The organism is Streptomyces sp. NRRL S-350 (genome assembly GCF_000719705.1).
In the GTDB taxonomy this organism is placed as follows: Bacteria; Actinomycetota; Actinomycetes; order Streptomycetales; family Streptomycetaceae; genus Kitasatospora.
Window position 1 is genome coordinate 1 of record NZ_JOHO01000100.1, and the last position, 14,580, is coordinate 14,580.

A 14,580-nucleotide genomic window follows, 5' to 3' on the forward strand; every position below is an offset into this window, starting at 1 on the left:
GGCAGTCGTCGAGGCGGCGGGCCGCTTCGGCGGCGGGGATGCCCAGGGCCGCGCAGACCGCGCGGGCGCTGCGCAGGGGTTCGCCGGTGCGGCGGGCGACGAGGGCGTAGGCCTCGGCGGGGGTGATGCCTCGGGTGAGGGCGTGCCGGGCGAGCGTGGCGAGGGACGGCTGTCGCATCGGGGGGCGCTTTCAGACGGTGAGGAGGGCGGAGGGGAGGGAGGGGGCGACGAGCGCCCAGACGAACTTGCCGACGCCGCCCGGGCGCGGGCGGCAACCCCAGTGCTCGGCGAGCTCGTTGACGAGGAACAGCCCGCGTCCGCACTCGTCGTCGGGTGCGGCGGCACGGACGGAGGGACGCCCGGCGCCGGCGTCGTGCACCTCCAGCCGAAGGGGGGCGGCGGGAGACGAGCATGGGCTACCTCGGACGGGGCGGAATAGAGTGGGGTTCACCACTGTTGGTGATGTGCTGGTGACGAACAGTCAACCGTCCTGGTCTGCGGTCGGCCATGGTCGAGCCGAGCCGGGAAGTTGAAACCCTTGAAACCGCCTGCAAGGGGGAACTATCGTGCGAACCGGCCGTGAGCCGAACCGTAAGCTCGCTTCGCTGATGGTCGAAGCAGCGTGGGGAAACGGCGAGTTGGCGCGGGCCGTCAATCGGGTTGGTACCGAGGTCGGGCAACGGCTCAAGTACGACGCCTCGGCCGTTTCTCACTGGCTCGGCGGCACGTCGCCTGCGGCGAAGTCCTTGCCGGTGGTCTTGGAAACGTTGGCACGGAAACTCAAGCGGCCGATCACCGCTTTCGAGGCCGGGTTTCGCGACGTGCTTACCACCGCTGACGAGCCGACGGATACGGTGTCAGGGCTTGTCGATCTGGGGAGTCTCGACATGGACCCATCCCGGCGCGGAGTTCTCACAGCCAGCCTGTACTCGGTGGCCCTCACCATTCCGGGTTGGCCCGACCTGGTGGGCCGTTTCGAGAAACTGCGGACCGACCCGCACTCGCGGATCGGCATGGCAGAGGTTCAGTCGGTCGTCGCCATGACCGAACGGATCAGCGACCTGGACGACCAGTTCGGTGGCCGAATGGCCCGACCGATGGCCGCCTCATTCCTGGTCAACACGATCGCCCCGTACCTGCAGGCGGAGGCCACCGAGGGCGTCCGCGAGGCGATGCTGTCGGCCGCAGCTGACCACTGCTACCTGACCGGCTACATGGCGATGGACGAGCGCCACGATGCCCTGGCGCAGCGCTACTACCTGAAGGCTCTGGAGCTGGCCGGGCATGCGGGCGATCACCTCACGTACTGCACCACTCTGCGTGGCATGAGCGTGCAGGCCGTCGACCTCGGCCACGGCAGTGCTGCCACACGGTTGGCGGATGCCGCCTCGGCTGCCTCCCCGCAGGCCGGCCCCCGCATGAGGGCCTTCCTCGCGGGTCAACAGGCCCACGCCACCGCCCGGACCGGGGACAGGGCCGGAGCCTTGTACCACCTGCGGATAGCGGAAGTCGCGATGGAGCAAGCCGAGTCCAAGGCGAAGGCGTTCGGCTCCTACGATCCGTCCTCCCTCGCGTACCACGAGGCCAAGGTCCGCTGGGAACTCGGCGACAAGATCGGCGCCATCAGCGCCATGGAGGCGTCCGACCGGTTGCGGTACTCGGTGTACGTGCGCAATCGGGTGCGGATGACCGGCATGCTCGCAGAGTGGAAGCTGCAGGCCGGCCGCCTCGAAGAAGCCTGTGCGGACTGGCACCGAGCTCTCGACGACTACCCGGCAGTCCAGTCCGGCCGGGCCGACGACCGCTTTCGCTCGATGATGGCCATGATCAGGCCCTATCAGGGCAACCGGTACGCACGCGACTTGTACGACCGTGCTCGACCGATGGCGAAGGCGGCCTGACCCGAACCCGGCCGCGTGGAGTCGGTCGAGGTCTCCTGTCTTGGTGCGCTAGCCGCCCTGATCACCGCCACCGCCGCGGTCGTCCTCTGCCTGTCACTTCCGGGTGTTGGTGCGGCGGGTGGGCTCTGCTGTGGTCGGGTCTTCGGGCCAGGGGTGGCGGGGGTAGCGGCCCCTGAGATCGGCGCGGACGGCGCGGTAGCCGTCGCGCCAGAAGGACGCCAGGTCGGCGGTGACGGCGGCGGGGCGGCCGGCGGGGGAGAGCAGGTGGACCGTGAGCGGGACGCGCCCGCCGGCCAGGGCAGGGGTGGCTGCCCAGCCGAAGAGTTCTTGCAACTTGACTGCCAGGACCGGGCGTTCGGTGCTGTAGTCGACTCGTATCTTGGAGCCGGACGGCACCGCGATGCGTTCGGGGGCGAGTTCGTCGAGGCGCCCGGCTTCTCCGGTTGCCCAGGGCAGCAGGCGCTGGAGGGCGGCGGTGGTGTCGATCCTCGCGAGGTCGGCGCGGCGGCGGGCGCGCGAGAGCTCCGGCTCCAGCCATTCGTCCGCGCGTCGGAGCAGGGCCTCATCGGAGACGTCCGGCCAGGGGTCGCCGACGGCGGCGTGCAGGAAGGCGAGGCGTTCGCGCAGGTTGGACGGAAAGGCGAGCAGGGAGCTGATGCCTTCGCGTGTGAGGCCTTCGAGGAGGGCGGCCCGGACGAGGGTGCGGTCGGGGCGGGCCAACGGTTTCTCCGCGAGTTCGATGGCGCCGAGGGATTCCACCTGGCGGGAGACGACGTCGCCTCGGCGGGTGTCCCAGTGGACCTCTTCGCGGGCGGTGAGCATCGTCGCGCCGGCGAGCAGGGCGGTGTCCTCGTCGAGGGCGGCGGCGTGCAGGACCCGCGCCGAGTGTGAGCCCGCCGGGCGGTCGGCGACGGCGACGGCGAGCCAGGGCTGGGTGCCGAGCACCGTGCCGGGGGCGAGTTCGGCGGCCGTGCCGGAGGCCATCAGGTACGGGCTGCGTTCGCCGGGGGCGGGGCGGTCGACGCGGGCCCGGGCGATGCGCTCCGGGAAGGCGAGGGCGACGACGAGTCCGGCGGCCGTGGTGTCGGGCAGGGTGGTGGCGGGTTCGTCGGACGTGGCGCGTACCAGTCGGCGGACTTCGTCGCGCCAGCGTCCGGCGTAGGGGTCGCGGGAGTCCTTCACGGCTCGCCAGACCGCGCCGAGGTCGTCGCCGAGGGTGCGCGGCGGTTCTTCGGAGAGCAGGGCGACCACTTCGGACGCCCGGCGGGCGCCCACGGCGGGAGCGCCGTCGACCAGGGCGCGGCCCAGTCGGGGGTGCAGCCCGGTGCGGGCGAGTCGGGTGCCGCGCGCGGTGGCCCGTCCGTCCGGGGTGACCGCGCCGAGGGCGTGGAGTGTCTGCCGGGCGGCGGCCATGGCGCCGGCCGGGGGCCGGTCGGGCAGGGCGAGGCCGGTGGCGTCCGGGTCGCCCCAGCAGGCGGCCTGGAGGGCGAAGGAGGTGAGGTCGGCGAGGGCGATCTCGGGGGTGGGGTAGCGGGCGGCGCGGGCGTCCTCGGCCTCGTGCCAGCAGCGGTACACGGTGCCGGGGGCCTCGCGGCCGGCGCGGCCGGCGCGTTGGCGGGCGGCGGCGAGCGAAGCGCGGACGGTGACGAGGGCGGCGAGGCCGCGGGCGTGGTCGGTGCGTGGTTCGCGGGCGAGTCCGGCGTCGACCACGACCCGGACGCCGGGCACGGTGAGCGAGGATTCGGCGACGGCGGTGGCGAGCACGACCCGCCGGGTGGGGGACGGGGTGAGCGCGGCGTCCTGGACGGCTTGCGGGGCGCGGCCGTGCAGTTGCAGGACGTCGGCTGCCGCGCCGTCCAACTGCCCGGCGACGCGGGCGATCTCGCCGACGCCGGGCAGGAAGCAGAGCACGTCGCCGTCGCGTTCGTCCAGGGCCCGCCGGACGACGGCTGCGACGTGGTCGAGCAGCGCGTGGTCGACCCGGGTGCCGTGGGCGGGCCGGACGGCGCGTGGCGGCGGCGCCCAGACGACCTCCACCGGGTGGGAGACCCCGTGGGCCGCCACGACGGGTGCGCCGCCGAGGAGTTCGGCCCAGGCCTCGGTGTCGGACGTGGCGGAGGCGCAGATCAGCCCGAGTTCGGGCCGTAGTGCCGCCCGGACGTCCAGGAGGAAGGCGAGGGCGGTGTCGGCGTCGAGGTGCCGTTCGTGGCACTCGTCCAGGACGACCACGTCGACGCCCGGCAACTCCTGGTCGCGCTGCAGCCGTTGCAGCAGCACACCGGTGGTGACGACCTCGACCACCGTCTCCGGGCCGACGCGGCGCTCGCCGCGCACGGTGTAGCCGACCCGGCCGCCGACCGCCTGCCCCGGCCCGAGCAGCCAGGCCATCCGCTTGGCGGCCGCTCGGACGGCGAGCCGGCGCGGTTCGGCGACCAGGACCCGGCGCACCGGGCGTCCGTCGTCGAGCAGCCCGGCCAGGGCGAGCGGCACCAGGGTGGTCTTGCCGGTGCCGGGGGGAGCGGCGAGGACGGCGGTGCCGGGCCCGGCGAGCGCGTCGTGCAGGGCGGGCAGGGCGGTGCGGACGGGCAGGTCGCGCCAGGCCGGGTTCAAGGTGCTCAGCCTCGCTCGGTCACGAAGATCGCCGTGCCGGGGATCAGCCGGCCGCGCAGCGGGGACCAGCCGCCCCATTCCTGCTCCAGGCCGGCCGGCCACTCGGGCTCGACCAGGTCGACGAGGCGGAAGCCGGCGGTGACGAGTTCGCGGATCCGGTCGCCGAGGGTGCGGTGGTGTTCGACGTAGGTGGCGCGGCCGTGCTCGTCCTGCTCGACGTACGGGGTGCGGTCGAAGTAGGAGGACACCGCGGTGAGGCCTTCGACGCCGGGTTCGTCGGGGAACGCCCAGCGGATGGGGTGGGTCACGGAGAACACCCAGCGGCCGCCGGGTCGCAGCACCCGGTGCACCTCGCGCATCAGCGCGGTGGTGTCGGCGCTGAAGGGGACGGCACCGTAGGCGGAGCAGGCGAGGTCGAAGGAGCCGTCGGCGAAGGGCAGGACGGCGGCGTCGGCCTGGACGACCGGGACGGGGACGGCGCCGCGGCCGAGGTCGATCCGGCGGGAGTGCTGGAGCTGGCGGTAGGAGATGTCCAGTGCCACGGGGCGGGCGCCGCGGCCGGCCAGCCAGCGGGAGCACTGGGCGGCGCCGGCGCCGATCTCCAGCACGTCCTTGCCGGTGACGTCGCCGAGCAGCCGGGCGTCGGCCTCGTCCAGGCCTTCGGGGCACCAGGTGAAGCGGTCGTCGCCGAGGAAGTCGCCGTGCTCGTCCTGGTACTCGTCGGCGTTGCGGTCCCACCAGTGGCGGCTGGCCCGGCTGCTCTCGCCGGTGCCGGCCTCGCGCCGGACCGCGTCGTCGTCGCCTTCGACGGCGCCGTCGAAGGCTCTGTCGACAGCGCCCTCGGCATCGGGGGCGGGCCCGTCGGCGCCGAGATCGTTCGGGTCGGTCTGGGGGGTGGTGGCCACGGTGACAATGCCCATCGCGTAGGGTATGAGTGCGGAAGCGCCGCTGCCGCGAACCGGCCCGCAAGGGCCCGGGTCCTGGCGGTGGCATCCGGGGAAAAAGGCTCCTGCGGGCGCCACCGAGAGGTGCGCAATCGGAGGATATGGCCTGATCCGTACCAGGCTCCACCGTCTTGCCGTCCTTGGCATTGACCGTGCCTGGCCGTCCCCGTATGCTACAAGTTGCGCTGCGGGCCTGCGCGCCTCGGACGGAGCAGGTCGCGCTCGCATCTGTCGAAGACCCCACGGTCGCAAGACGGACGCCGATTCTCGTTTTCGCGGGAATTTCGGTGCGCCGTGTTCTTGGCTGTCCGGCTTTCGGTGGGAGCGATACGGGCCCTCCGCGTGGCATTACCTACGACTTTCATGTCCGTACCGGAGCCCTTTTCCTAATGACGAGCCCCACCGACTCCTCCCTCAGCACCACCCCGCAGGTCGCTGTCAACGACATCGGCGACGCGGACGCGTTCCTCGCCGCGATCGACGAGACCATCAAGTACTTCAACGATGGCGACATCGTCGAGGGCGTCATCGTGAAGGTCGACCGTGACGAGGTGCTCCTCGACATCGGTTACAAGACCGAGGGCGTCATCCCGTCCCGCGAGCTCTCGATCAAGCACGACGTCGACCCGCACGAGGTCGTCGCCGTCGGCGACAACATCGAGGCCCTGGTTCTCCAGAAGGAGGACAAGGAGGGTCGTCTCATCCTGTCCAAGAAGCGCGCTCAGTACGAGCGTGCCTGGGGCACGATCGAGAAGATCAAGGAAGAGGACGGCATCGTCACCGGTACCGTCATCGAGGTCGTCAAGGGTGGTCTCATCCTCGACATCGGCCTCCGTGGCTTCCTGCCGGCCTCGCTCGTCGAGATGCGCCGCGTCCGCGACCTCCAGCCCTACGTGGGCAAGGAGCTCGAGGCCAAGATCATCGAGCTGGACAAGAACCGCAACAACGTGGTCCTGTCCCGCCGTGCCTGGCTGGAGCAGACCCAGAGCGAGGTCCGCCAGACCTTCCTCACCACCCTGCAGAAGGGCCAGGTGCGCTCCGGCGTCGTCTCCTCGATCGTCAACTTCGGTGCCTTCGTGGACCTGGGTGGCGTCGACGGCCTGGTGCACGTCTCCGAGCTGTCCTGGAAGCACATCGACCACCCGTCCGAGGTCGTCGAGGTCGGCCAGGAGGTCACCGTCGAGGTTCTCGACGTGGACATGGACCGCGAGCGCGTCTCCCTGTCGCTGAAGGCGACCCAGGAGGACCCGTGGCAGCAGTTCGCCCGGACCCACCAGATCGGCCAGGTCGTCCCGGGTAAGGTCACCAAGCTGGTTCCGTTCGGTGCGTTCGTCCGCGTGGACGAGGGCATCGAGGGTCTGGTCCACATCTCCGAGCTGGCCGAGCGCCACGTGGAGATCCCGGAGCAGGTCGTCCAGGTCGGCGACGAGATCTTCGTCAAGGTCATCGACATCGACCTGGAGCGTCGCCGCATCAGCCTGTCGCTGAAGCAGGCGAATGAGGCGCTGGGTGCCAACCCGGCCGAGGTCGACTTCGACCCGACCCTGTACGGCATGGCCGCCTCGTACGACGACCAGGGCAACTACATCTACCCGGAGGGCTTCGACCCCGAGGCGAACGACTGGCTGCCCGGCTTCGAGAAGCAGCGCGAGGAGTGGGAGCGCCAGTACGCCGAGGCGCAGTCCCGCTTCGAGCAGCACCAGGCCCAGGTCATCAAGAGCCGCGAGGCCGACGCCCAGGCTGCGGAGGAGGGCGGCGACGCCGTCGCCGCTGCCGCCGGTGGCTCGTACTCGTCCAGCAGCGACGAGGGCTCGGGCGCCCTGGCCTCCGACGAGGCCCTGGCCGCCCTGCGCGAGAAGCTGGCCGGCGGCCAGAGCTGAGGCTCTCGCTTCCCGCTAGCCGATAGCTAGACGGTGGGCCCCACCCGGAATCTCCGGGTGGGGCCCATTTCGTTTTTCGCCATTCCTTATGCACTGCCGACTTATGTGGTGTTTATGTGAAGGAAAGTGTGACATGAGGCTCATTGCCCTTCTATAGGCCGAAGTTCGGGTTGCCCCTACATTGAGTGGAGCTGCCCGAAAGGCCCCTCATGCGCAACCCCTCCTCCGCCGCCCCCGCCGTGGTCGGCGGCCGGCTCGCCGCCCTCGGCCGGTTCTGCTTCCGCCACCGCCGCTGGGTGCTCGGCTTCTGGGCCGCCGTCCTGGTCGTCGGCGTCCTGATCGGCGGCCGGGTCTTCGAGGGCTCGGTGGCCGGCGCCTCCTCCGCCACCGCCGAAGCCGACCGCGGTAGCGCGGTGGTCGCCGCCGCCGACCCCGCCAAGGGCACCGTCACCGCCGTGGTGGACGGCAAGCCGGTGGGCGACCCGGCCGTCAAGGCCGCCGTCGAGAAGGCCACCGCCGAGATCGCGGGCCTGCCCGGCGTCTCCTCCGCCCTCGACGCGTACGGCTCCGGCCCGGCTCCGGCCGCGCTGCGCTCCGCCGACGGCACCGCGAGCCTGGTCACCGTCCGGATGGCCGACACCGCCACCTCCGCCCAGACCGACGCCGTCACCCAGCGGCTGGAGTCGCTGAACGGCTCGGGCGGCGCCCACGTCACCGTCGGCGGTGACCTGGTGCTGCAGCAGGAGGTCAAGAAGCAGACCGAACAGGACACCCGCTTCGGCGAGATGGTGACCCTGCCGCTCACGCTCGTCGTCATGGTGCTGGTGTTCGGCGGTCTCGCGGCGGCCTCGCTGCCGGTGATCGGGGCCGTCGCCTCGGTGGGCGGGGCGCTGCTGGCCATGTTCGGATTCAGCCGGATCATGGACATCGACACCAGCGTGCTGCCGATCGCCACCGTCCTGGGGCTCGGACTCTCGATCGACTACGCGCTGCTCATGGTGAATCGTTTCCGCGAGGAACGCGGCCACGGCGCGGGCATCGCCGCCGCCGTCGAACGGACCGCGGCGACCGCCGGGCGCACCGTGGCCTTCTCCGGACTGACCGTGGCCGTCGCGCTGTCGGGCCTGTTCGTCTTCACCAGCCCCGTGCTCGGGGCTGTCGCCGCCGCCGGGGTCAGCGTGGTGGTGATCGCCGTCGCCGCCGCACTGACCCTGATCCCCGCGCTGCTCGGCTTCGCCGGCGCACGGATCAAGGCACCCGCCGCGCCCGTACCGGACGAGGGCTTCTTCAGCCGGACCGTCCGCCGCGTCCGCAAACGGGCGGTGCTGGTCGCGCTCGCCTGCGTGGCACTGCTGATGGCGGCCGGGGCACCCTTCTTCCACGCCGAGATGCGCAGCTCCGGCGCCGCCGTGCTGCCCGCCTCCTCGGCCGGGCGGCAGGTCGCCGAGACCGTCGACCAGCGCTTCCCGCAGGTTTCGGCCGCGCCGATCACGGTGGTGGTCGAGGGCGGGGCGCCGGTGGCGCAGGCGTACGCCGACGAGGTGGTCGCCAAGCTGCCCGGCGTGAGCGGGGTGCGGGCGGTGACACCGGTGAGCGACGCCGTGTCGACGATCGACGTGCTGGTGCACGGCGACCCGCAGGGCGGGCAGGCCAAGCACGTCGTCGACGAGCTGCGGGCGGACCGGGGCGGGCTGAGGACCTACGTCACCGGTGGCGCGGCCTCGGTGGTGGACTTCAAGGACGAGCTGATGTCGCGCGGGCCGTGGGCGCTGGGGCTGGTCGCGGCCGGGACGCTGGTGCTGCTGTTCCTGATGACCGGCTCGGTCGTCATGCCGGTCAAGGCGCTGCTGATGAACCTGCTGTCGCTGGGCGCCTCGCTCGGCGCGCTCACCCTGGTGTTCCAGGACGGGTACTTCAGCGGGCTGCTCGGCTTCAGTCCGACCGGCGGACTGGAGACGTTCATCCCGGTGCTGGTCTTCGCCTTCGCCTTCGGGCTGTCGATGGACTACGAGGTGTTCCTGCTCGCCCGGATCAAGGAGCTGCACCAGCGCGGGCACAGCTGTAGGCGGGCGGTGGAGCTGGGCGTGCAGCGCAGCGGTCGGATCATCACCTCGGCCGCGCTGCTGATGGTGATCGTCTTCGCCGGGTTCGCGCTCGGGGACATGCTCATGGTCAAACAGATGGGCATCGCGCTGGCCGTCGCCGTCGCGGTCGACGCCACCCTGGTGCGGTGCCTGCTGGTGCCCGCCGCGATGAGCCTGTTCGGCGAGTTCAACTGGTGGTCGCCCGCGCCGCTCAAGCGGCTGCACCGGCGCTTCGGGCTGAGCGAGCACGTCGAACTGCCGGAGATCGGGTCGGCGGCGATCCCGGTCGTGATCCCGGGACCGCGAGCGGCGGTCGGGGAGCCGGTGGCCGGGGAGTCGGCGGCAGGGGAGCCGGTGGCCGGGGGTCCGGTGGTCGGGGAGTCGGCGGCAGGGGAGCCGGTGGGTGGCGGGTCGGCGGACAAGGGCCTGGTGAAGGCCTAGAACACGTCGGTGGGCGCGGGCGCGGCTCGGCGGGGTGCCGTTCGGGGGGTGCCGTTCGGTGGGGCGCCGTTGGGCGGGGTTTCGCTCGGCTGTGCGGCCCCCGACCGCGGCCTCCGAGCCCGGCCCCGCCCTACCGGCGTCCCGGTGTCATGACAGTCGGCTCAGCAGGCTGACCGCGTCCCGGAGCCGGTCCCGCTCGGCGGGCGTGAGGCGGGCCTCGATGGTGTCGGCGAGGTGGTGTTCGCGGCGGGCGCGCTGTTCCAGCAGGGCGGTGCGGCCGGCTCCGGTGGCGGTGATCAGCTGCTTGCGGCCGTCGGTGGGGTGGGGCTGCTGGGTGACCAGGCCGGCCTCGGTCATCAGGGCGACGGTGCGGGCCATCGACTGGTGGCGGACGCGCTGGAGGTCGGCGAGTTCGGCGACGGTGCAGGAACGTTCGTCGCGCACCAGCAGGCCGAGGACGGCTGCCTGGTTCTGCGGCAGCTCGTCGCTGCCGCGCAGGGAGCGGACCAGGCTGCCGAGGGCGGCGCGCAGGTCGGCGGCGAGTTCCAGGGTGTCCGGGTGCGGGGCTTCGCTGGGCATGGGGGAAGTCTATCCGGAAATTGTCCAGCATCGCTGTACAGCAATGCTGTATGGTTTGGCTCATGCGAATCACCAAGTTCGGACACGCCTGCGTACGCATCGAGCACAGCGGCACCACCGTCGTCATCGACCCCGGGGTGTTCACCGACCCCGTCGCACTGGCCGGGGCAGACGCCGTCCTCATCACCCACGAGCACATGGACCACTTCGAGGAGTCCCGGCTGCGTGCCGCGCTGGAGGCCGACCCGGCGCTGCGGGTCTGGACCAACGGGGACGTCGCCGCCCAACTGGACGGCGTGGCGCAGCGCGTCACCACCGTCGGCGAGGGCGACGCCTTCGAGATCGGCGGCCTCGGCGTCTCGGTGCACGGCGAATGGCACGCCGTGATCCACCCGGACATCCCGCGGGTCCGCAACATCGGCTTCCTCTTCGACGGCCGCCTCTTCCACCCCGGCGACGCGTTCACCGTGCCGCCGCACGCCGTCGACACCCTGCTGCTGCCGCTCGCGGCGCCGTGGAGCAAGGTCTCCGAGGTGGTCGACTACGTGCGGGAAGCCGGGCCGAGCCGGGCGGTGCCGGTCCACGAGGCGGTGCTCAGCCCGGCCGGGTTCGCCGTGCACAGCCGGATGGTCGGATCGGACGGGCCGGGCACGGGGGCGGAACTGACCGTCCTCGGGGACGGCGAGAGCCTGGAGCTGGGCTGACGCCCCCGGTGCCGCGCCGGTAGCCTGACGCCATGCTGAAGATCGGACTGACGGGCGGCATCGGCGCCGGCAAGAGCGAGGTGTCCCGGCTGTTCGCCGCGCACGGCGCGGTGATCGTGGACTCCGACGTGATCGCCCGCGAGGTGGTCGCCCCCGGGACGGACGGACTGGCGGCCGTGGTCGGCGAGTTCGGCCCGCAGGTGCTGCGGGAGGACGGCGCCCTGGACCGTCCGTCCCTCGGGGCGATCGTGTTCGCCGACCCGGAACGGCTGAAGGCGCTGAACGCGATCGTCCACCCGCTGGTGCGCGCCCGCTCCGCCGAGCTGGAGGCCGCGGCCGCGCCGGACGCGGTCGTGGTCCACGACGTGCCGCTGCTCGCCGAGAACGGCCTGGCACCGCTGTTCGACCTGATCGTGGTGGTGGACGCGACGGACGAGGTACGGCTGGACCGGCTCGTACGGCTGCGCGGGATGGCCGAGGAGGAGGCCCGGGCCCGGATGGCCGCGCAGGCCTCGCGGGCGGACCGGCTGGCGATCGCCGACCTGGTGATCGACAACGGCGGGGAACTGGCGGCGCTCGCGGCCCGGGTGGACGAGGTCTGGTCGGAGCTGGTGCAGCGCGCGGCGGTCGGCTGAGCGGCGGTCTGAACGGCGACCGACCGAGCGGACGGCTTCCGGGTGCGGCTGCCTCGTACGGGGCTTCCGGGGGAGGACCGGGCGCCGGAGTGCGGGGTGTGGGGTGCGGGGCGCGGAGAGTGCGGGTGGCCGGGAAGGGGCTGTCGGACGGCCGCCGACGGGGAGAGCATGGCGGGATGAATGATCGTTCCGCGTCCGCGTCGCGCCCTGCCGAGCAGGGCCCTGCCGAGCCGGGCCCTGCCGAGTCACGCCCTGCCGAGCTGCGCCCGCCGGAGCAGCGCCTTGCCGGTCCGCGCCCTGCCGAGCCCGTCACCGTCGAACGGCTGGCGCGGTACACCCGCGCCGAGCAGGAGGAGGTCCTCGGCCCCGGGGACGACCCGTACGGGGTGGCGTACACCGGGCTGACGTTCCGGCCCAAGGAGATCCACTTCGGTGTCCGGGCCGCCGACGGTCGGCTCGTCGCCCACACCGGGCTGCTGCCGCTGCCGCTCACCGCAGGCGGTGCGGACCTGACGGTGATGGGTGTCGGCGGGGTCTGCGTGGCCCCCGACCGGCGCGGCGGCGGCCTCGCGCAGAGCGTGGTCGGCGCCGCCCTCGACCACGCCCGCACACTCGGCCACCGGTACGCGCTGCTGTTCTGCCGCCCGCCGCTGACGGCGTTCTACCGGGGGTTCGGCTTCCGGGAGGTGGCGGCGGAGGTGACGGTGGAGCAGCCGGAGGAGCGGCTCGCGGTGATGCCGCTGCGCACCATGTGGACGCCGCTGGCGGTGGGGGCCGGATGGCCGGAGGGTCCGGTACGGCTGCGGTCGCTGCCCATGTGAGGCGAAGCCGGGGGCGCCGCCGAGGCGCGGCCGGGTCAGGCGGTGGCGGCCGTTGCGGACGAGTCGGCGTGCGCCGTGGCGGCGCCGGCCAGGGCGCGGATCATGGCGTGCGCCCGGGTGCCGTCGCCAGACAGTTCGGGCTGGAACAGCGAGGCGAGGAAGAATGGGTGGTCCGGCAGTTCCAGGATCCGCACCTCGCCCGACGCGTCCGCACCGCTGAACCGCAGGCCGTGCGCGCGCAGCCGGTCCAGGTAGGCGGCGTTGAGGCCGTACGCGCAGTGGTAGCGCTCCAGGGTGCGGGTGGTGCCGAGGACGCGCTCGGCGAGCGTGCCCGGGTCGATCGTGACGGTGCCCTCGTGGCCGACGAGCGAGCAGGCCAGCGGGGCGATCACCTGCTGCTCCCCGTCGGGGTGCTCCTCGCCGTGCACGGCGTCGTCGAGGCCGCACACGTTCCGGGCGAACTCCAGCACCGCGTGCTGGAATCCGGCGCAGGTGCCGAGGAACGGGATGCCGCTCTCACGGGCGGTCCGGACGGCGGCCATGGCGCCGGCCTCGCTGCGGTACGGGCTGCCGGGCAGCAGCCAGACGGCGTCGAAGCCGTCGAGGGCGCCGGGCGCCTCGGCGTCCCCGGTGGGGATCCAGTAGGCGTCCAGCACGAGCCGGTCGTGCTCGGCGAGGGCGTCGAGCAGGCCGGGGATGCGGGCGTGCGAGCGGACGGCGGGGGAGCGGTCGCCGACCAGGGCGAGCCGCGGGGGCAGGTAGGTCATGCGGCTATCCTGGCCCCGCACCCGAGATCAGCGCCAACGATGATTTCTTAAGTCCCGATCAGATCGGTTGATGGCCGCCGTGGATCCCCAGCAACTGCGCACCTTCGTCACCGTCTCTCGCCTCGCCTCCTTCTCGGAGGCGGCCCGGGAGCTCGGCTACACCCAGTCCGCCGTCTCGCAGCAGATCGCCGCGCTGGAGGCGGACGTCGGGGCCGCGCTGCTGGCCCGCCGACCGGTCGGCCCGACCGAGGCCGGACGGCGACTCCTGGAGCACGCCGCGCCGTTGCTGGTCAGGCTGGAGGCGGCGCGCGCCGACGTCGCACGCCTGGCCGGTGCCCCGAGCGCCCGGCTGGTCCTCGGGGCCACCCCGCTGGCGGTCGGGGCGGAGCTCGGGCACGCTCTCGGCGAGGTGCGCCGGGTCCACCCGAGGACGGAGCCGGTGGTCCGGGTGCTCGCCCAGGGCGTGCTGCCCGCGCAGGTCGCCACCGGCGAGGTCGACCTCGCCCTGATCGACGGCCTGGCCGCGCCCAGCGACCCGCTGCCACTGCCCGACGTCGGCCCGCTGCGCACCGTCGCCGTGGACGAGCAACCGATCGCGGTCGCGCTGCCGGCCGGCCACCCGCTGGCCGGCCGGAGCGGGCTCGCGCTCGCCGACCTCTCCGCCGCCCGCTGGCTGGACGCCCCCGACCTCACCCCGCCGGTCGCCCGGCTGCGCGCGGCCGCGGGCGTCGACGGCTTCCGGCCCGCGACCCGCTACCAGGGCACCGACCTGCGCGGGCTGCTGGCGCTGGTCGCCGCCGGGCACGGCCTCACGCTGCTGCCCGAACCGGTGCTCGCCGCCGTGCCCGGGGTCGCGGGCGCGCCGATCACCTCACCCAGGCTGGTTCACCGCACCGAACTCGTCCACGGGAGCCTGCCGGAGGGGCCCGCGGCGCTGCTGGCGCGGTTGCTGGCGCGCTCGCCGGAGGAGGTGCAGGCCGATCAGGCCTGATCGGCGGGTGGGGGGGCGGGGTGTTCGCAGGGCCCGGATTCACGGGTGTGGAGGCTTCCGGCGCCGATGGAGTGACCACGCGAGGGGCGGACAGTGCCGGGGGTGGCGCCGGCGTGGGGTCGTCATGGCGCCGGCGTGAGGTCGGGGTCGGGGGCGGACGGCGCCGCGGGTGGCGCCGGCGCGGGGCCGGGGCGGGGGCGGGGCGGGGGCGGTTGTGAAGGCG

Annotated in this window: 12 protein-coding genes; 7 read left to right on the forward strand and 5 right to left on the reverse strand. The window is 73.1% G+C overall.

Translation table 11 applies throughout. The annotated features are described in order from the left end of the window. Positions 1-190 precede the first annotated feature (190 nt). Positions 191-379, reverse strand: coding sequence for an ATP-binding protein (locus IF30_RS0138380; RefSeq protein ID WP_051712145.1), 189 nt, complete (start codon positions 377-379; stop codon positions 191-193). Positions 380-608: 229 nt separating this feature from the next. Between IF30_RS0138380 and IF30_RS0138385 the strand changes: the two genes are divergently transcribed. Continuing rightward, positions 609-1,901, forward strand: coding sequence for a hypothetical protein (locus tag IF30_RS0138385; RefSeq protein WP_051712146.1), 1,293 nt, complete (start codon positions 609-611; stop codon positions 1,899-1,901). A gap of 93 nt (positions 1,902-1,994) precedes the next feature. Here the strand turns inward: IF30_RS0138385 and hrpB are convergent, their stop codons facing one another. Beyond that, entirely contained in the window at positions 1,995-4,589 is a 2,595-nt protein-coding gene (hrpB, locus tag IF30_RS0138390) for an ATP-dependent helicase HrpB (protein WP_078892030.1), read from the reverse strand. Then, positions 4,517-5,431: a class I SAM-dependent methyltransferase gene (locus IF30_RS0138395; protein ID WP_078892031.1), complete on the reverse strand. Its 915-nt coding sequence runs from the start codon at positions 5,429-5,431 to the stop codon at positions 4,517-4,519. Before IF30_RS0138395 ends, hrpB begins: the two co-directional genes overlap by 73 nt. Positions 5,432-5,844: 413 nt before the next feature. Between IF30_RS0138395 and rpsA the strand changes: the two genes are divergently transcribed. Next, positions 5,845-7,335, forward strand: coding sequence for a 30S ribosomal protein S1 (gene rpsA, locus IF30_RS0138400; RefSeq protein WP_030247388.1), 1,491 nt, complete (start codon positions 5,845-5,847; stop codon positions 7,333-7,335). A gap of 209 nt (positions 7,336-7,544) precedes the next feature. Beyond that, positions 7,545-9,860 carry an MMPL family transporter gene (locus IF30_RS0138405; protein WP_051712149.1) on the forward strand — a complete coding sequence of 772 codons (2,316 nt, stop codon included), beginning with the start codon at positions 7,545-7,547 and terminating at the stop codon, positions 9,858-9,860. A 147-nt stretch (positions 9,861-10,007) separates the two neighbouring features. On the opposite strand, the gene IF30_RS0138410 is transcribed toward IF30_RS0138405, so the two are convergent. After that, positions 10,008-10,439, reverse strand: coding sequence for a MarR family winged helix-turn-helix transcriptional regulator (locus IF30_RS0138410; protein WP_030247393.1), 432 nt, complete (start codon positions 10,437-10,439; stop codon positions 10,008-10,010). Positions 10,440-10,501: 62 nt separating this feature from the next. On the opposite strand from IF30_RS0138410, the gene IF30_RS0138415 reads away from it, so the two are divergent. From IF30_RS0138415 to IF30_RS0138425, 3 genes are all read left to right on the forward strand, one after another. Beyond that, positions 10,502-11,143, forward strand: coding sequence for an MBL fold metallo-hydrolase (locus IF30_RS0138415; RefSeq protein WP_030247395.1), 642 nt, complete (start codon positions 10,502-10,504; stop codon positions 11,141-11,143). A gap of 32 nt (positions 11,144-11,175) precedes the next feature. After that, positions 11,176-11,778, forward strand: a complete 603-nt coding sequence (gene coaE / locus IF30_RS0138420) for a dephospho-CoA kinase (RefSeq protein ID WP_030247396.1) — start codon at positions 11,176-11,178, stop codon at positions 11,776-11,778. A gap of 176 nt (positions 11,779-11,954) precedes the next feature. Then, positions 11,955-12,599: a GNAT family N-acetyltransferase gene (locus IF30_RS0138425; protein WP_078892032.1), complete on the forward strand. Its 645-nt coding sequence runs from the start codon at positions 11,955-11,957 to the stop codon at positions 12,597-12,599. Between the two features lie 35 nt (positions 12,600-12,634). Here IF30_RS0138425 and IF30_RS0138430 read toward each other — a convergent pair whose 3' ends face one another. Next, positions 12,635-13,366 (reverse strand): glutamine amidotransferase-related protein, encoded by a 732-nt coding sequence (locus tag IF30_RS0138430; RefSeq protein ID WP_030247402.1) that lies wholly within the window; start codon positions 13,364-13,366, stop codon positions 12,635-12,637. Positions 13,367-13,445: 79 nt separating this feature from the next. Here IF30_RS0138430 and IF30_RS0138435 point away from each other — a divergent pair, with 79 nt between their 5' ends. Next, on the forward strand, positions 13,446-14,357 hold the full coding sequence (locus tag IF30_RS0138435; RefSeq protein ID WP_037902698.1) for a LysR family transcriptional regulator: 912 nt from the start codon (positions 13,446-13,448) through the stop codon (positions 14,355-14,357). Positions 14,358-14,580 lie beyond the last annotated feature (223 nt).